We start from the raw sequence: 18,580 nt of genomic DNA, 5'->3' as shown, positions 1-18,580 counted from the left end.
GCAGATCTAATGCTAAATTCTGTTAATGATAAACATCGTTTCTCAAATTACACCTATCGCTATAGATGGTATTGAGGCTGTTATTTAGTCCTTAAACACCCCCATTTCAGATACAGCTGGAGTACCTTTATTTACGTTTAAATACTCTCTATCAATATTATACACCAGCTGACCGTTTGCCGGGTTTATTGATAGGGCTCATTGTCATTGTTTTTAAAAAAGTTCCTTTATACTGTCTTTTTAAATCTATGGGAGTCACTGTAAGAATACTTGACGGATTTGGATTTTCGGAATCAATGCCAACCTGGCAGGATACATAGGATGTGCATAAAACTGCACCTGTCGAAATCATCATTTTTTTCATTATTTTTCATTTATATTTGATTACAATTCTTTAAAAAGATTTGTAACCGAGTTGAGTTAAATGGTTGTGTTTTTTTTGCCGAATTGTATCGGAAGTATCTGAGGGCAAAGTTAACAGACCGGGAAATCGCAACAAATAGCAGATATCTGTCATTTTCACTCCTATGCTTTACTATTACGACAATAAGAATTAACTTTGTCAGTTATTATTCCCCTCGGAAAAGTCCTATTCATAGATATTACAGCCTCAACAAATGGTGAATAATCATACACTTGGCAAAAATCTGTTACCATAAGAATATCAACCACTTTTTTACAAAAAAAGAGAATCTATGTACATAAATTCTCTTCTATAATGGATAAGGATGGCTCAAACAGATTGCATTACAACAGCAGCTTACTCGGCGGCAAGCCATACTGCTTTTTAAAAACAAATGAAAAATGGGAAAGGTCTTCAAAACCAAGATCAAGGTAGATATCTGTTGCTTTTTTTCCTTTTTCCAGCAGATAATAAGCTTCCTGCAATCTTTTTTCAAGCAGCCATTTTCTGGGAGCGATTCCAAATATTTTTTCAAAATCCCGCTTAAAAGTGGCCAGACTTCTTCCGGTGAGATAAGCAAAACGATCTAGTTTGACATTAAAATGATAATTTTTCAGCATAAAGCCTTCCAGATCTATTTTATAGGGATCAGAAATATCATACAGAACATTTTTTAAGGACGGATCATGTCCAAAAAGAAGAATCAAAGCTTCTTTCTGCTTCAATAAGGCCAGTTCAGGAGATTTATTTTCCAGCAGATCCTGATACTGCAGCAAAGATTCCATGAAATATTTCAGATGCTTAGCTTCTGACACATTGATAAAAGCAGGTGTTTTGGGTCTTTCCGGAAGAGAAAAATGTTCTTCTGCACTCTTATTTTTCAGCAAATCGTCATCAAACCGGATAGATAAAGATTTAAAACCAACTTCTTCTCCCGGTTTTTTCAGAAATTTCAATAATTGATTTTTCCTGACAAGATACACATCTCCTTTCCTGAATATTTTCCTGTGAACCCCGTCATTAAGCTCCATTTCTCCGGAAATCACCATCGATAGAGCATTATAGGAAACAAACTGTTCGCCTTCACGGAAAACGGTAAAGTAGCAGGAATAATTAATGTAATCAATACTTTCAGACATTCTGTTAAGATTAAAGTCAAGCCAAAAGAGATCCGGCTTGACTGATTAAATATACTATTTTAAATTTTGGGTTTACACTAAAATAGATTTGGGTTCCAGATATTCTTCAAGACCATAGGCTCCGAATTCTCTCCCAATTCCCGATTGTTTAAACCCTCCGAACGGTGCTAAAGGATCATGCTTGAAACCATTCACACAAACTCTTCCGGCTTCAATCTGAGATGCTACCTTAACTGCCCTTTGCTCATCTGAAGAGGTTACATAAGCCGCCAAACCATAAGGCGTATCATTCGCAATAGCAACAGCTTCTTCTTCGTCACGATAAGCTATAATGGAAAGTACAGGTCCAAATATTTCTTCTTGTGCAATACGCATATCATTCTTTACATTGGTAAAAACGGTAGCTTTAACGAAATTTCCGTTTTCAAGACCTTCAGGTTTCCCAACACCCCCAGCCAGTAAATCGGCTCCTTCTTCCAGCCCCAGCCTGATGTAGCTTTGTACACGTTCATATTGCTTATCGGAAACCATTGGTCCCACGTTGGTATCTTCATGATCCGGGTTTCCGACTACAACCTGAAGGACTGTCTTTTTCACAATTTCATTGACTTCTTCCAACCGTGACTGCGGCACCAGTAAACGTGTGGGCGCAATACAGGCTTGCCCGCTGTTCATATAAGCCCCAAAAACCGCTTGTGGAATCGCTTGCTGAAAATCTGCATCCTCTAAGATAATGTTAGGTGATTTCCCTCCAAGCTCCAGAGTTACTCTTTTCATGCTTTCTACAGCTCCTTTTGCAATCATTTTTCCGGTGTGTGTAGAGCCTGTGAAAGATATTTTAGCAATATCAGGGTGATTCACCATTTCACTTCCCACTACATTTCCGAGCCCGTTTACCACATTGAAAAGTCCTGCAGGAAGTCCCGCTTCATGAAAACACTCTATAATAAGCTGGGTCTGAAGGGCACTCATTTCACTGGGCTTTACCACGACAGTACAACCTGCTGCTACGGCTGTGGCGAATTTACTGCAGATAAAACCGTTGCTGGAATTCCAGGGAGTAATAATACCTACCACTCCTACAGGTGTCATTTCCACAAGCGTCATTCCTGCTTTTCTCTTAAATTCAAAATCACGGAGCGTTTCTATCATATGTTCAAAAGCGCCTACCATATTCTGAAAACCTACTGTACAAAACTGCCGGGTCCCGCCATACTCCAGGATCATGGTTTCAATAAGCTCTTTTTCCCTTTTTTCTACGGACTTTTTCAGATTTTTAAGAATCTCTATCCGTTCTTCCACGGATGTCTTGGAAAATGTTTTAAAGGCATTTTTTGCTGCCGCAATTGCCTTTCTGGTATCATCTTCATTTCCTAAAACTACTTCTCCTATTTTATGATGGTTCGAAGGATTAATAAGATCAAATACTTCTACTCCATTCAATTCTGTAAATTCACCGTTGATATAAGCTTTGTCTATACGTTTCATATTGTTGATTTTAATTGTACAGGACAAAGTTCCCACAATTTCAAAAGAATTATTTTGTTACACAGCTCAATTCAACTTTGTTAAAAGGCTCATCAGGCCGATTGTAATTTCTTCTGAAAAAAACCACCCGTGTCAAGGTTTGAAACCTTGATACGGGTACTAAAGTTAGTATCCTTTAGATTTCACCTTTCTCAATCCGGGATCATAATTATTTTTATTGATGATTTACATAGCAGATATAAACACCTGAAAACTAAAACACTAAAACTTCCAGCTATAAAATAAGTATAGTCTACCCACAAAAAAGACTAAAAAAATGTTTTATCGTGAAGAATTTTATATATTTGCACCATCTAACAATTAAAAAAATAATTTACTATGTCAGACATTGCATCAAGAGTAAAAGCTATCATCGCTGATAAGCTTGACGTTGAAGAAACAGAAGTAACTCCTGAAGCTAGCTTCACAAACGATTTAGGAGCAGACTCATTGGATACAGTTGAGTTAATCATGGAATTTGAAAAAGAATTCAACATTCAAATCCCTGATGATCAGGCTGAAAAAATTACTACTGTAGGTCACGCTATCGCTTACATCGAAGAAGTAGTAAATAAATAATATTCTTCAACAAAAAAGAAAATTTTAAAAGTTTATGGAATTAAAAAGAGTAGTTGTAACCGGTTTTGGCGCAATAACACCGATTGGAAATAATGCAAAAGAATACTGGGAAAATCTTCTTAAAGGTGAGAGCGGTGCTGCTCCGATTACTCTTTTTGATGCCACAAACTTTAAAACCAAGTTCGCTTGCGAAGTAAAAGGGTTCGATCCTTTGCAGCATTTCGATAAGAAAGAAGCAAAAAAGATGGACCGAAACACTCAGCTTGGGCTTGTAGCTGCAAGAGAAGCAGTGGCACACTCCAGAATTATCGAAGACCAAGTAGATAAAAACAGAGTGGGTGTCATTTGGGGTTCCGGAATCGGAGGTTTAGAGACTTTCGAAACTGAAGTTTTAGGATGGGCCAATACGGAAATTCCCAGATTCAACCCTTTCTTTATTCCTAAAATGATTGCGGATATCACTCCGGGACATATCTCTATTGAGTATGGTTTCCACGGACCGAATTATACTACGGTATCTGCCTGTGCATCTTCAGCCAATGCCCTGATTGATTCCAAAATGATCATTCAGCTTGGAAAAGCAGACGTGATTGTATGTGGTGGCTCTGAAGCAGCCGTTACAGCAAGTGGTGTCGGTGGATTTAATGCGATGATGGCACTTTCTACAAGAAATGACGATCCTAAAACCGCTTCAAGACCTTTTGATAAAGACAGAGATGGCTTTGTACTGGGCGAAGGAGCAGGATGTATCATCCTTGAAGAATACGAGCACGCGGTAAAACGTGGCGCTACAATTTATGCAGAATTACAAGGTGGCGGTATGAGTGCAGATGCACATCACATGACTGCCCCGCATCCTGAAGGCTTAGGCGCCTATCTGGTAATGAAAAACTGTTTGGAAGACGCTGGCTTAACTGCTGATGAAGTAGACCATATCAACATGCATGGTACCTCTACTCCATTAGGAGATATCGCAGAATCCAACGCAATTTCTAAATTATTGGGCGAGCACGCTTACGATATTCAGATTAATTCTACAAAATCAATGACCGGCCACCTATTGGGTGCTGCAGGAGTTATTGAGGCTATCGCTGCATTAGGAACTATTATTCATGGTATAGTTCCGCCTACCATCAACCATTTTACTGATGATGAAAATATTGACAGCAGACTGAATTTCACATTCAACACCGCTGTTAAGAAAGATGTAAAAGTAGCCATGAGCAATACTTTTGGATTTGGCGGGCACAACGCTTGCGTTCTATTTAAGAAAATCTAAATTCAATGAATGGAGTTACAGAAATACTTTTCTAAATTCCTTCTCAGACAAAGAAAAAGAAAATTAACGGAGAGAGACTATTTCCTCAGTACCGAGCTAAAAAAAATGCTGGGTGCAGAGGTTCAGAATGTTGCTCTTTACCGGGAAGCTTTTTCTTTAAAAAGTTCTTCTAAAAATCAAGACAGTAATTACGAACGGCTTGAATTTTTGGGAGATTCTGTTTTGGGTACAATTATTTCCTGTCATCTGTTTCAGACCTATCCTCAGGCCAATGAAGGATATCTTACACAGATGAAATCTAAAATTGTTAATAGGAAGAACCTTAATAAATTAGGCGAAGACCTAAAACTGATTGATCTTTTGCAAAAGCAGGGATCTGCAGCTTTGGGCGAAAACATTTCCGGAAATTTGTTTGAAGCACTTATTGGTGCTGTTTATCTGGACTTTCAGTATGATACCTGCAAAAGAATCATTCTGGAAAGATTGCTTACGCCTACCGAAATTAACAAGCTTGAAAATAAAATTGTAAGCTACAAAGGTCTTCTCCTTGAATGGAGCCAGAAGAAAAAAGTAAATATAAAATATGAGACCTGCGAAGAAATTCAGGTCAATAAATCCGTGGTATTCAGATGCCATGTCTGGCTGGGAGAAGAAAAAATCGCCAATGCGACAGAGACTTCCAAAAAGAAGGCGGAAGAAAAAGCAGCACAGAGAGCATTTTATATTTTAAATAAAAAAGAAAACATACTTGGAAATTCAAAAACTTTATGATATAGATGATATAGAATTTGAAGATATTGCCATAGGATTGGTAAGATTAGCAAAAGATATACCTGCTCATGAGTTTTTCTACAAAATCAATCAAATCAACGGGCTCACTTTTTCCAGAAAAAAAGATGTGATCTTTCACGGGGCTTATTATGATTATTATTTCCCAAGATTTGAGGCCTACCACAAGTTTACAAAAACATGTTTTACGTTTATTTCCAACCGGTCTTCGGAAAGTAAGCAAAAAAAACTGCAGACCGAGCTCTTCACAGAAGAAGAAAACATTAAATTTTTATTAAATAATCAGGCAGATGTGGAATATATTCTTCATACATCAGAACAAATTCCTGATTTTTCCGTAATTTTGCTCCCGGAAAATCTTGTGTTTCCGATACAAGATTATACACTGAGTTCTGAAGAGGAACTTTATCAAATTATCCAGTATTATGAATAAGTATTTAAAGAAGACAAAAATTATTGCAACACTAGGGCCTGCTTCGTCGTCGAAGGAGGTAATGTTAGGACTAATGAAAGCGGGTGTTGATATTTTCAGAATAAATTTTTCACATGCAGACTACGATTTAGTTCGAAAGAATATTGAAATTATCAGAGAGCTTAATAGTGAGTACGGCTATTCTGTGGGAATCTTAGGAGACCTTCAGGGCCCAAAACTTAGAGTAGGTGTTGTAAAAGAAGGTTCTTACCTGAATCCGGGTGACGTTCTTACCTTTACCAATGAGAAAATGGAAGGGGATTCTACAAAAGTGTATATGACCTATCAGCAGTTTCCTCAGGATGTAAAAGTGGGAGAAAGAATTCTTATCGATGACGGAAAACTGATGTTAGAAGTTATTGAAACCAATGAAATAGATACGGTAAAAGCAAAAACAATTCAAGGGGGACCTTTAAGTTCTAAAAAAGGGGTAAACCTGCCAAATACCAATGTATCTCTTCCGGCTCTTACGGAAAAAGACGTTCAGGATGCTAATTTCATGTTGGATATGGAGGTTGACTGGATTGCGCTTTCTTTTGTACGTCACGCACAGGATATCATTGACCTTAAAAAACTGATTGACAGCCACCCGAACGGGAAATTCAAAACTCCGATCATTGCTAAGATTGAAAAGCCTGAAGGCGTTAAAAATATTGACGAAATTTTATTGGAATGTGACGGATTGATGGTTGCCCGTGGTGATCTTGGTGTGGAAGTTCCAATGGAAGAAGTTCCGGCTATCCAGAAAAACCTGGTAGAAAAAGCAAGGTTCTATTCCAAGCCGGTAATTATTGCCACGCAGATGATGGAAACCATGATCAACAGCCTTACGCCTACAAGAGCAGAGGTAAATGACGTTGCGAACTCCGTATTGGATGGTGCTGATGCCGTAATGCTTTCCGGAGAAACATCCGTAGGAAGATACCCAATTCAGGTGGTTGAAAACATGACTAAAATTGTAAAAAATATTGAAACAACCCATTTTTATCAGCATAAAAATGAGCCTATCGAGAAAGATTACAATTGCATCGACGAAAGATTCATTACCAACAGGGTTTGCCTTGCAGCCGTAAGAATTGCAAAAACAACCAATGTTTCTGCTATCGTTACGTTGACGCATTCAGGATATACGGCATTCCAGCTTGCCGCTCACAGACCGAATTCCCAGATTATCGTATACAGTGGAAACAAGAGAGTGATCACCATGCTGAACCTTCTTTGGGGAGTTCATGCGTATTACTATGACATGAAAAAATCTACGGACGAAACGATTATCCAGGTTAATATGCTGACACATAACTACGGATATATTGAGGCCGGAGACTTTGTAATCAACATCAACGCTACTCCGTCTTATGAAGGTGGAAAAACTAATACGTTGAGACTGACTACGGTATAGGCAATAAGCAATAAGCAATAAGCAATAAGCAATAAGCAATAAGCAATAAGCAAAATTACTTTTTGACGAGCATACAAAAAACTCCCGGAAATAGATTTTTCCGGGAGTTTTTATATTTAATGTCTGTAAATTACATTAATACATTCTACATTAATACATTAATACTTTTTACATTATACAACTAATTTCCCACAATCGTTCTTGCTGTTACAAATTCTTTTAAAGCCAGTAAAGACAGCTCAGTTCCGTATCCTGAGGCCTTGCTCCCACCGAATGGAAAACGCGGATCAGAACTCGTCATTCTGTTGATATTAACGGTTCCTGACTCCAGGTTTTCAATAAAGAATAACTGGCGGTCTGCTTTTTTCGTCCAAACAGAGTTTGAAAGTCCGAACGGAATATCGTTCGCCATTTGTAAAGCTTCATTGTCGTTCTTAGCGATCATGATCATTCCAAGAGGTCCGAAAAGTTCTTCTTTTAAAATAGGATTTCCTTCCTGAACGCGAATTAAACCGGGTTTAAATTCATTTTCAGAAATTCTTTCCAGAGGAATAATAATTTCGGCCCCATTTTCCAACGCCCGGTTGAACTGAGCTTCCAATTCATCGGCCAGATCGGGTCTTGCCATACCTGCCAGTTTAGTTTCCTTATTTAAAGGATCTCCAACTGCATAGGTTTTATATTCTTCAATGAATTTCGGCAAAAATTCATCTTCAATTTTTTCATCAATAATAAATCTTTTAGCAGCAGTACAGGTTTGTCCGCAATTCTGAAGTCGGGATTTCACTCCTGCTTTTGCGGCCTCGTCCAAATCTGCATCATCGAAAATAATAAAAGCATCACTTCCACCCAGTTCCAGTAAAGATTTTTTGATATTTAACCCGGCAATTGAAGCCACTTCTCCACCTGCTTTTCCGCTACCTGTAAGGCTCACTCCTTTTACAGCATCGTGTTCAAGAATTTCTTTTACCGCTTTGTGCCCTACTTCCAGGTTCTGGAAAACACCTTCCGGAAATCCTGCCTCCAAAAAAACTTCTTCAATGGCATTTCCACTTCCGAAACAAATAGATGCATGTTTCAAAACGACTGTATTTCCAGCCAACATTGCAGGAACAGCAAATCTCAATACCTGCCAGAAAGGGAAATTCCAGGGCATTACACCTAAAATCACTCCTTTTGGAACATAATGAACTTCGGAATAAGAAAATTCGGATTCAATTTTTTCAGGCCTTAAAATATTATCCGCTTCTGCATAATAATTCATCATTAAAGCACATTTTTCTACCTCAGCAATTGATTCTGAGATCGGTTTATTCATTTCTGTTGTAATGATCCTCCCGAATTTCTCCGAATTATTCTTTAAAATTTCTGCCGCTTTTGCAATCAGCTTCTGCTTTTTTTCAAACGGCACTTTTCTCCATTCTGAAAATGTCTTATCTGCTTTAATAAGCTTATTTTCAATTAACTGTTCCATAATATAATCTCTGTTTTAAATTCAAAAATGAATTTATTAATGCCTTTATTCTAAAAGCACCATGAAAGTAACAAATTTTGTTCCTTAAACGTTAAATAAATAATGATTTTCTCTATCAAAATAATATAGTCTGCTGAATATTTTGTAAATCATTTTAATTAGCTGATGATGAGCAGTCTATTTTCTTATTTTACTTTTTTTTAATGAAATAATCTTGTTTATCATGATAAAAAATTATTCTTGTTTTACCCTGTCATTATTAAACGCAAAGAAAGACAAAGAGTTAATTTTAATTTCTTTAAACTATAAACAAAGGCGTTTCACTTATTTACGAAATACGAGGCTTCAAACACCTAACAGGTTAATATAATTCTATTCTATATCATAAACCATTCATTCACAAGACACGCAGCAAGTCTCGCCGTTCTTTCCTGAATATCAAGGGAAGGATTCACTTCTGCGGCATCCAGTGCTATGAGCTTTTTACTTTTTAAAATATGCCTGTACAAATGCATAAAAGGCGTATCTGCAAAGATACCATTATATGCTGAAGCGGAAACTCCCGGAGCAATGGATGCATTAAACACATCCATACAAATGGTAAGATAGATAAAGTCTACGCTTTCCATAAGCTCATCTATGCGCTGATAGATGGAGGGAAGGTTTTCAAAAAACAGTTCATCTGCCAGGATATATTTCATTCCGTACTGATGGGCTGTATCAAAGAGTTTCAGGGTATTTGAATTCCTCTGGATTCCTATATGGAGTGAGTTGATCTGTCCTTCCTGTGCAATCTGCCAGAATCCGGTTCCTGAGCTTGCGCCTACTCCTTCTTCGGGCTGTCTGTTGTCAAAATGAGCATCTATATTGATAATTCCTATTTTCTGTTCCGGAAAGGCTGTTTTTAATCCTAAATAATGAGCATAGGTCACCTCATGGCCACCGCCCAACACAACGGATTTTCCTCCTTTCAACAATACCTTCGACACATTTTTAGCAAGCGTGTTCTGTGAACTTTCCAAATCGCCGTTTTCGCAGGTGATATTTCCGAAATCCAGAAGGGTAAAATCCGGACGGATCACTGGGAAATTAGACATATTCTTCCTGATTACATCCGGCGCCTCTTTGGCACCTTGTCTTCCTTTATTCCGCCTTACTCCTTCATCTACAGCAAAACCATGCAGTACAAAATCATCGGCTGCAATATGGTCATAGTCCTTTTCTTCTCTTACTCTTTGGAATATTCTGTGAAAAAGGAGTTCTTCTCCGTCTAATCGGCCTTGCCAGGTGTCCTGAAACATAGAATTTAAATTAAATTTTAATGACATCGTTTTATCCGGTAAATCTAAATAATATTGTTTACATATTAAAACGCTGCCGTATTCAATTTCAACCGTGCTCTATGACATCCGTCATTCTATTGAAAAGTTAAGTTTCAGATCATTCTTTCTGTTGATTGGCATTACTGCTGATGAACATTTCGTTGCGCTCTTCTGAAACAATCTCCAGGAACCGCTCATAATGTTTGAGTACATCGGAAATCAATTCATTTTTTGTAAAATACTGTACATCATACCCTTCTCTTCCATCCCCAAAATAGGATCTTGGATAATGGGTCTTCTTATCATCCAGATCCGGAAGATTGGTTTCATTGATAATGTATTCAGAAACCGTTTTCACTTTGTTTTCAACTCCGTAAATAAAATTATTGACGACTCCCTGATGAATTTCTATTTCTATCCTGACGGGGTTTTCGTAATGATTGATCTTCGCTTCAATTCCATTGGCTGCAAATTCCTGCTGCAGATCTGTAAAAGCTTCTTTGGTTTTCACCTGGATAAAATGATCTACCGAGGAATTATCTTTAAAGGAAACGATATTTTTTAAACGTTCTTTCCAAAATTCTCCTGACCATGGAACCGTGGAGGCAGAAAAGTTAGTATCATAGTATTTCTGATCAATAGTAAGTCCCTTCATCAAACTGACTATAAATAAAAGGACGATGATTGAAAATGGCAATGCCGTAATCAGGGTCATACTTTGAAGTGCTTTTAATCCTCCTGCATTTAAGAGTAAAAGGGAGAGCACAGCGAGTAAAATTCCCCAGAATACAATCTGCCATTTTGGAGATTTACTGGAATTTTTGGTTGCGATACTGTTCATGACAAATATTCCTGAATCGGCAGATGTCACAAAGAAAATGATAATGATGGCGATAACAAAAAATCCGGTCAGGGTTGATAAAGGCATATATTCTAAAAAGCGGAACATCAATGCATCGGGATCGGATGCCAGCTCACTTAATTTTCCCTGGGCTACATTCAGATCAAACCAAATGGCACTGTTTCCGAACACGGACATCCAGATAAAATTGAATAGTGTAGGAAGTACTAAAACGGCCAGAATAAATTCCCTGATTGTTCTTCCTTTTGAAATTCGGGCGATAAATAATCCTACATAAGGCGACCATGAAATCCACCACGCCCAGTATAAAATAGTCCAGTCGTAAAACCAGGGCAATGCATTTTTTTCGTAAACGTGGGTATTGAAGGTAAGATTGAAAAAATTATTGATATAGTTTCCCAATCCTTCGGTAAAACTTCCTATCAGATAAACCGTAGGGCCTAATATCAGTACAAAAAGTAAGAGTATAATCACACTCATTACATTAAAGTTACTTAAAATTTTCACGCCTTTATCTACCCCGCTGATCGCTGAAAAAACGGAAAGAGAAATAAGGCTGATCACAATAATCACCTGATTGGAAAAACTGTTTTCCGCGGTGATATGAAGTATATTTAATCCTGAACTGATCTGTACCACTCCAAATCCCAAAGTAGTGGTCAGCCCGAAGAAAGTACAGCATAATGCAAATACATCGATGGCATTTCCCCATTTTCCGTTAATTTTATCTTTCAGCAAAGGATAAAAACAGCTTCGCAGTGAAAGTGGTAGCCTGTAACGGTACGCAAAGTAAGACAGGGAAAGCCCTACCACTCCGTAAATAGCCCAGGCATGAATTCCCCAATGAAAAAAGGTATATAATTGTGCCTGCTTGGCTCTGCTCACGTAATGGTTATTGGCAAAAACCTCGGAAGAATAGTGCTGCATGGGTTCGGCTACACTAAAATAAATCAGCCCTATTCCCATTCCTGCGGCAAACAGCATTGAAATCCAGGAAAAAAAGGAGTATTCCGGTTTACTGTCGTTGGCTCCCAGCTTTATGTTCGCATATTTACTGAACATAAGGTAAACTAAAAAGATAACGAACAGAGTGACTGCCCATACATACACCCAATTCAGATTAATAAATATGAACTGTTTGATTTCATTTAAAATATTTTCCGTCGGTTTAGGATACAAAGCCGAAAGAAAACATGTTCCGATAATAAAAATGAGACTTGGAATAGTAACACCTTTGTTGAAAGTAGACTTTAGATTTTTAAATTTCATCACCTTTATTTTTTCGTATTTTAATATTGACAGACACCTGGCATAGCCCTGACAGAAGTACTCAAAGAATAATATGACTGCTTTATTTTCCTTATCAAGGAGTGTACTAAGAACTATAGAAAGTTACTATTTTCTTCAAAGACTGAACAGTAACGGGGGCACAATATAAGGAAACTTATATAAAAAAATAAAGATCAAGGCTGTTATTCCGTCTCATTCGCCTGCCTTGACCGATTAAAAATCTGTTTTAATTGACGTTATAATGTTCAAAACTCTGCCAGTATTTATCTTTATAAATTTCGAGTGAAATTTTATATTGGGGATTGTCTTTGATGATCTGATCAAACACTTTTGAAGGCTCTCTGAAATCTTTGCTGGCAAAATAAATGCTTTTACAGTTGTCTGCCGTTTCCCGCCCTACATACAGATGACCATTTTCCGGAGTAAGAACTTCTACGGCATAATCTTCAATGATGTTCATGGTATTGTAATCTTTTTCTTCCGGGAAGCCATCATTCCTGTTTCCTCCGTAAGATATCTTCAGCACCGATATCCACGGATATGAAGCTTTTGCATTGTATTGCAGTAAAGAAGCATTCACAGTGGCCATAAGCGGCATTCCGTTTTCCAAAGTGGCTTCAAGAAGAGAAAACCGGTCTTCACTTTCCAGTTTCATATCTTTATATTTCTCTGTAAACTCCCGTTCTCTCCAAAGAAGAAATTCTTTTAATTTTTCTATCGGAACAAGTTCTTTCACCGCTTCATTTTTACCAATAATACTGAAGGTATCAATTTGAGTGGCAAAATTCAGTTCTCCTAAGAAATTATCCAGAAAAATACAGATTCCCGTTGTGGCGGTACTTCTGTTCTCCTCATTAAGATCTTCATATACAAAAGCAAGATCAATCTCATCGGGATATCCCTGTATCTCATTGGAATAAAAGTGAATATTGTTTTTTGTAAACTCTAAATCATTCATTCTGATTCCTACGTTTTCAATATCCGTTTCAGGTTTAAGCGCAGTAATCTTCCACCGCTCCATTTTGGGTGCAGCAGCAACAAGTTCCTCCGCAAAAACCATTTTTTTAATATTCCCTTCTACTGTAATGATAAGTTCTGCCGTATCGTCACCAGACATTCCGGATAGAAAGTAGTAGCCGCTATTTACCCTGGAAAGCTCCGGAGCCATGATATCAAAAAACTGATCTTCAATATGCTCTCTGTTTCTGACCACCTCAAAAAATGCTTTCTCTTTGGTCAAAAACCAGTCCCAAAACTCTTTATAGGTTCTGTGTCCTTTCTCCGGTTGTTTTTTACCCAGAATCTTATCAAAAATTCCCATAGTCTAATGAATTTGAATTCCATCGATATATACATGCTCTGCATTCAGGCTTCCCTGATTGTAAAGAACATTCTGGAAATTATCGGTTTTAAAAGTTACAAAATCTGCTTTTTTACCGGATTCCAGTTTTCCTATGTCTTCGAGACCTAATGCGTACGCAGCGCGGAAAGTCATTCCTGCCAGTACCTCAGCGGTCGTTAATTTCTCAAATGTTGCTAAAATAGAAGCCTGGGTAATTAAATTTCCCATCGGCGCAGATCCCGGATTCCAGTCGCTGGCAATCGCTACAATCGCTCCGGCATCGAGTAGTTTTCTGGCGGGTGTAAATTTTTCACCTAATCCTAAACTGGCTCCCGGTAATGCCGTAGCTACGGTATCTGATTGTGCTAAAAACTCGATATCCTCATCAACGGTTGCTTCTAAATGATCCGCAGATTTCGCACCTACTTCCACGGCAATTCTTGAACTTCCGGGAGTAAATTGGTCTGCATGAACGGTAATACCAAAACCTAAATCTTTAGTTTTAAGAAGAAAATCCTTACTCTCTTCAGGCTGGAATGCAGATTTCTCGATAAAGATATCTACACGCTGAGCCAGTTCTTCTTCTTTTACTTTGGGTAAAATTTCAGTAAGGATATAGTTTAAATATTCTGCATTACTTCCTTCAAAATCTCTTGGTTTCAGGTGTGCGGAAAGGCAGGTAGGAACCAATTTCGCTTTCGTTTGGTTTTGTGCTTTCTTTATAATTCTGAGCATTTTCAGCTCATTTTCTACGTCCAATCCGTAGCCGCTTTTTATTTCAATGGTGGTAATTCCTAATGAAATAAGGAAATCAATTCTTTCCAGCAAAGTTTTTAAAAGTTCTTCTTCTGAGGCATTTCTCGTGTGTTGTACAGAACTCCAGATCCCGCCGCCGCTTTCAGCAATTTCAAGATAGGTTTTTCCTGCATTTCGCATGGCAAAATCGTTGGCGCGGTTTCCTCCGAAACAGATATGGGTATGGGCATCTACAAATCCGGGCAGAACAATCTGCTCTCCTTCAATGGTTTGAATTTCTATATTTTGATTTTCAGATTTAAGCGTATTGAAATTTCCAATTTCCTGAATTTTACCGTCATTTACAACAATTCCTCCATCTACTATGATTTCTATCTGTTCATCGGAAAGTTTTCCTCTTAACGGAAGATTTGCCAATGTTACAATCTGCTTAAAGGGTCCTATTAATTTCATTGATCTAAGATTAAGCTACAGCTAGCTTGTTTATAATTAATTTTACTCTCAAAAATACTTAAAATATCTTAATCCACTCCATCTAAATTAGCCTTTGTCTATGCCTCAGCCTTTACCCCATCCTTTATCTTAGCCTTTACCTCAGCCTCTATCTCTTCCTTATCTTCTCCTTTTTTCAATCTCTGAAATTTCTCATCCTAAGCCTCAACCTTTCTCTAAATTTCCTATCTTTGAGGTAAATGAAATGAATTAATGCCAGATTTTTTACATCCAGATAAGGAAAACTACTCGCATGAAGAGCTTATGCAGGAGGAGCAGATTCGTCCCCAGAGTTTTAAAGACTTTGCGGGACAGAGAAAGACTTTGGAAAATCTTGAAGTTTTTGTCAGCGCTGCCAAAAGACGCGGGGGAGCCCTTGATCATGTTCTTTTGCATGGTCCGCCGGGTCTGGGTAAAACCACTTTAGCCAATATTATTGCCAATGAGCTTGGCGTTAACTGCAAGATCACTTCCGGTCCTGTTTTGGATAAACCGGGAAGTTTAGCAGGCTTACTTACGAATCTGGAAGAGAATGATGTTCTTTTTATTGATGAAATTCACCGTCTTTCTCCTGTTGTGGAAGAATATCTGTATTCTGCTATGGAGGATTACAAGATTGACATTATGCTGGAAACCGGACCGAATGCAAGAAGTGTTCAGATCGGCCTTAATCCCTTCACTTTAGTAGGCGCAACTACCCGAAGCGGAATGCTTACAAAACCTATGCTGGCCAGATTCGGGATTCAAAGCAGGCTGGAGTATTATTCGGTTGAGCTTTTATCCATGATTATTCAGAGAAGTTCAAGAGTTTTAGGAAGTACAATTTATGAGGATGCAGCGATAGAAATCGCCAGAAGAAGCCGGGGTACGCCAAGAATTGCGAATGCACTGTTAAGAAGGGTCCGTGATTTTGCTGAAATAAAAGGGAATGGAGAGATTGAAATCAATATCACGAAATATGCACTGAACTCTCTTAATGTAGACGAATTCGGTTTGGACGAAATGGACAATAAAATCATGCGTGTCATGATTGAGAACTTCAAAGGTAAACCGGTGGGAATTTCTGCACTGGCTACCTCCATTGCCGAGAACCCTGAAACACTGGAAGAAGTTTATGAGCCATTTTTAATTCAGGAAGGCTTTATTATCAGAACACCAAGAGGAAGAGAGGTCACTGAAAAAGCGTATCAGCATTTAAACATCACCAGACCTAAAAATCCTGGCGAATTATTTTAACGATCTATGTTTATCCCGAAATTATACAGAAGCGAAGACCAGAACCTGATGAGAGAAATCATCAGAGAAAATGCGTTTGCCCTGCTGATTTCTTCCGGTGAAAAAATAAGAGCCACTCATGCTATGATGATGTTTAATGAAGATGATCCTGAGCATCCGTATGTGGAAACTCATATTTCAAAAGCCAATCCACAGGCGAAAACATTAAAGGACGGAGATGAAGTCTTGTGTGATTTCCTCGGTGCCCACACGTATATTTCAAGCAGCTGGTACGATCATATCAATGTTTCCACATGGAATTATGAAGCGGTACAGATTCATGGAAAAGTACAGCTGATGAGTCATGAAGAACTGTATCATCATCTGGAAAAATTAACCTCCAAATATGAAAGCTTCCAGAAGTGTCCCATGATGGTAAAAGATATGGGACGGGAATTTGTGGAAAGAGAAATGAAAGGAGCTTTCGGAATAAAAATAATTCCTACAGAAATATCTATTAAGCAGAAACTTTCTCAGAACAGAAAGGATCATGATTTTCAAAATATCATTTCAGAGCTTGAAACCTCGGATGAGAACGGCAGAAAAATTGCTGAAAAAATGAAATTAATTAAGAAATAATAATCAAAATATATATGAAGCTATATCCAATACAATGTGGAAAATTTAAACTGGATGGCGGTGCCATGTTTGGAGTCGTCCCAAAGAGTTTGTGGGAAAAAACCAATCCTGCAGACGAAAAAAACCTAATTGAACTGGGAACAAGATCCCTGCTTATAGAAGATGGCAAGAAACTGATTCTTGTGGACTGCGGTCTCGGAAACAAACAGGACGATAAATTCTTCGGGCATTATTCGCTATGGGGAGATGACAGCCTTGATAAAAATTTAAAGAAATACGGATTTGTAAGAGAAGACATTACGGATGTATTCCTTACCCACCTTCATTTTGACCACTGCGGCGGCGCTATTGAATGGAATGATGACAGAACAGGATACAGACCTGCTTTCAAAAATGCGCATTTCTGGACGAATGAAAACCACTGGAAATGGGCCACAGAACCTAACCCAAGAGAAAAAGCAAGCTTCCTGAAGGAAAATATTCTTCCGATGCAGGAAAGTGGACAGCTCAACTATTTGCCCCTTCCTACTACAGGAAATTACGGTTTCGCTCCTGATCTGAAAATGGATGTGATCTTTGTGGACGGACATACGGAAAAGCAGATGCTTCCGGTCATTCAATATCAGGAAAAAACGATTGTTTTCGCAGCAGATCTTATTCCTACCGCAGGACATATCAATCAGGTATATGTGATGGGATATGATACCAGACCTCTTCTGACTATGGAAGAAAAGGGCAAATTCCTTAAACAGTGCGTAGATAACGAATATTTACTGTTTTTTGAACATGATGCTCACAATGAACTGGCAAGTCTTAAAATGACTGAAAAAGGAGTCAGACTGGATGAAGTTCATAGTTTTAACGATATTTTCGGATATTAATTTTTGATTATGGAAGAATTGTATTCAGAAACTCAGAAAGCAGAACCGGAACCGGCACCCAAGATCATTGGGCTTACCGGTGGTATAGGATCAGGAAAAACTACAGTAGCTCATTTTATAGAAGAGTTTGGATTTCCGGTTTATTATTCCGATGACAGGGCAAAAGCCATTGTGAATGAGAATGAAGATTTAAAGATTAAGATTAAGGCATTACTGGGCAGCGAAGCTTATGATGAAAAGGGCCTTTACAATAGAAAATTTGTGGCAGAAAAAGTTTTTAACAATAGTGAACTTCTGCATGAATTAAACGAAATCATTCATCCTGCCGTACGGATTGATTTTGAAGAATGGCTGAAAAAACAAACCAAATATTTAGTTTTTAAAGAAACCGCTTTATTGTTCGAATTAAAACTGAACAGACAGTGTTATCAGTCTCTTCTGGTTACTGCCGAAGACAATATCAGAGCCAAAAGGGTGATGGACCGGGACGGAAAAACCTACCGCGAAGTAGAATCCGTTATGGAAAAACAGATGCCCGAAAAGGATAAAATCAAACTGGCAGACTGTATTATTTACAACAATACCAATCTGGAAGATCTTAAAGAGCAGACCGAGCAGGTCATCTTCAGTATTGAATAAAAAAACTACCGGAAACCATTCTGATGATTTTTAATAATTCACGGAAAAAATAAAAAGACTGCCCTATAGGACAGTCTTTTT

The 18,580-nt window shown here is 38.1% G+C and carries 17 protein-coding genes; 9 read left to right on the top strand and 8 right to left on the bottom strand.

Annotated features, from left to right (window positions below; all coding sequences use genetic code 11):
• Positions 1-157: 157 nt before the first annotated feature.
• The 3 genes from ACM46_RS19970 to ACM46_RS19960 form a co-directional block, all read right to left on the bottom strand.
• Entirely contained in the window at positions 158-355 is a 198-nt protein-coding gene (locus tag ACM46_RS19970) for a hypothetical protein (RefSeq protein ID WP_131707633.1), read from the bottom strand.
• A 392-nt stretch (positions 356-747) separates the two neighbouring features.
• Complete coding sequence (locus ACM46_RS19965; protein ID WP_048508445.1) at positions 748-1,542, bottom strand: helix-turn-helix domain-containing protein; 795 nt, start codon at positions 1,540-1,542, stop codon at positions 748-750.
• Positions 1,543-1,614: 72 nt separating this feature from the next.
• A complete protein-coding gene (locus ACM46_RS19960; RefSeq protein ID WP_117614456.1) occupies positions 1,615-3,030 on the bottom strand; it encodes an aldehyde dehydrogenase family protein in 1,416 nt (471 codons plus the stop codon).
• Positions 3,031-3,408: 378 nt separating this feature from the next.
• Between ACM46_RS19960 and ACM46_RS19955 the strand changes: the two genes are divergently transcribed.
• The 5 genes from ACM46_RS19955 to pyk are packed head-to-tail and all read left to right on the top strand — an operon-like array spanning position 3,409 to position 7,587.
• Entirely contained in the window at positions 3,409-3,648 is a 240-nt protein-coding gene (locus ACM46_RS19955; protein ID WP_002976354.1) for an acyl carrier protein, read from the top strand.
• Positions 3,649-3,682: 34 nt separating this feature from the next.
• The gene (fabF, locus tag ACM46_RS19950; RefSeq protein ID WP_048508444.1) at positions 3,683-4,927 is read left to right on the top strand and encodes a beta-ketoacyl-ACP synthase II; all 1,245 of its coding nucleotides are present in this window, start codon (positions 3,683-3,685) and stop codon (positions 4,925-4,927) included.
• A gap of 9 nt (positions 4,928-4,936) precedes the next feature.
• Positions 4,937-5,698 carry a ribonuclease III gene (rnc, locus tag ACM46_RS19945; protein ID WP_048508443.1) on the top strand — a complete coding sequence of 254 codons (762 nt, stop codon included), beginning with the start codon at positions 4,937-4,939 and terminating at the stop codon, positions 5,696-5,698.
• Positions 5,676-6,149, top strand: coding sequence for an IPExxxVDY family protein (locus ACM46_RS19940; RefSeq protein ID WP_048508442.1), 474 nt, complete (start codon positions 5,676-5,678; stop codon positions 6,147-6,149). The genes rnc and ACM46_RS19940 overlap by 23 nt, the downstream gene beginning before the upstream one ends.
• Positions 6,142-7,587 carry a pyruvate kinase gene (pyk, locus tag ACM46_RS19935; RefSeq protein ID WP_048508441.1) on the top strand — a complete coding sequence of 482 codons (1,446 nt, stop codon included), beginning with the start codon at positions 6,142-6,144 and terminating at the stop codon, positions 7,585-7,587. The genes ACM46_RS19940 and pyk overlap by 8 nt, the downstream gene beginning before the upstream one ends.
• A gap of 181 nt (positions 7,588-7,768) precedes the next feature.
• Here the strand turns inward: pyk and ACM46_RS19930 are convergent, their stop codons facing one another.
• The 5 genes from ACM46_RS19930 to hutI all read right to left on the bottom strand — a co-directional run bounded on the left by ACM46_RS19930 (position 7,769) and on the right by hutI (position 15,086).
• Complete coding sequence (locus ACM46_RS19930; RefSeq protein ID WP_048508440.1) at positions 7,769-9,061, bottom strand: aldehyde dehydrogenase family protein; 1,293 nt, start codon at positions 9,059-9,061, stop codon at positions 7,769-7,771.
• Between the two features lie 377 nt (positions 9,062-9,438).
• Complete coding sequence (gene hutG, locus ACM46_RS19925; RefSeq protein ID WP_241486063.1) at positions 9,439-10,389, bottom strand: formimidoylglutamase; 951 nt, start codon at positions 10,387-10,389, stop codon at positions 9,439-9,441.
• A gap of 112 nt (positions 10,390-10,501) precedes the next feature.
• Positions 10,502-12,514 (bottom strand): BCCT family transporter, encoded by a 2,013-nt coding sequence (locus ACM46_RS19920; RefSeq protein WP_048508439.1) that lies wholly within the window; start codon positions 12,512-12,514, stop codon positions 10,502-10,504.
• Between the two features lie 247 nt (positions 12,515-12,761).
• A complete protein-coding gene (locus ACM46_RS19915; RefSeq protein ID WP_083997476.1) occupies positions 12,762-13,856 on the bottom strand; it encodes a DUF695 domain-containing protein in 1,095 nt (364 codons plus the stop codon).
• Between the two features lie 3 nt (positions 13,857-13,859).
• Complete coding sequence (gene hutI / locus ACM46_RS19910; RefSeq protein ID WP_048508438.1) at positions 13,860-15,086, bottom strand: imidazolonepropionase; 1,227 nt, start codon at positions 15,084-15,086, stop codon at positions 13,860-13,862.
• A gap of 252 nt (positions 15,087-15,338) precedes the next feature.
• Here hutI and ruvB point away from each other — a divergent pair, with 252 nt between their 5' ends.
• From ruvB to coaE, 4 genes are read left to right on the top strand one after another with little or no spacing between them, the layout of a single operon-like run.
• On the top strand, positions 15,339-16,361 hold the full coding sequence (ruvB, locus tag ACM46_RS19905) for a Holliday junction branch migration DNA helicase RuvB (RefSeq protein WP_048508437.1): 1,023 nt from the start codon (positions 15,339-15,341) through the stop codon (positions 16,359-16,361).
• Between the two features lie 6 nt (positions 16,362-16,367).
• Entirely contained in the window at positions 16,368-16,979 is a 612-nt protein-coding gene (locus ACM46_RS19900) for an FMN-binding negative transcriptional regulator (RefSeq protein ID WP_048508436.1), read from the top strand.
• Positions 16,980-16,993: 14 nt separating this feature from the next.
• The gene (locus tag ACM46_RS19895) at positions 16,994-17,860 is read left to right on the top strand and encodes an MBL fold metallo-hydrolase (protein WP_048508435.1); all 867 of its coding nucleotides are present in this window, start codon (positions 16,994-16,996) and stop codon (positions 17,858-17,860) included.
• A 9-nt stretch (positions 17,861-17,869) separates the two neighbouring features.
• Complete coding sequence (gene coaE, locus ACM46_RS19890) at positions 17,870-18,499, top strand: dephospho-CoA kinase (protein ID WP_048508434.1); 630 nt, start codon at positions 17,870-17,872, stop codon at positions 18,497-18,499.
• Positions 18,500-18,580 lie beyond the last annotated feature (81 nt).

The sequence above is a fragment of the Chryseobacterium angstadtii genome (assembly GCF_001045465.1).
GTDB lineage: Bacteria > Bacteroidota > Bacteroidia > Flavobacteriales > Weeksellaceae > Chryseobacterium > Chryseobacterium angstadtii.
Note: the sequence above shows the minus strand (reverse complement) of the source record. Positions and strands in the feature narration are given on the sequence as shown.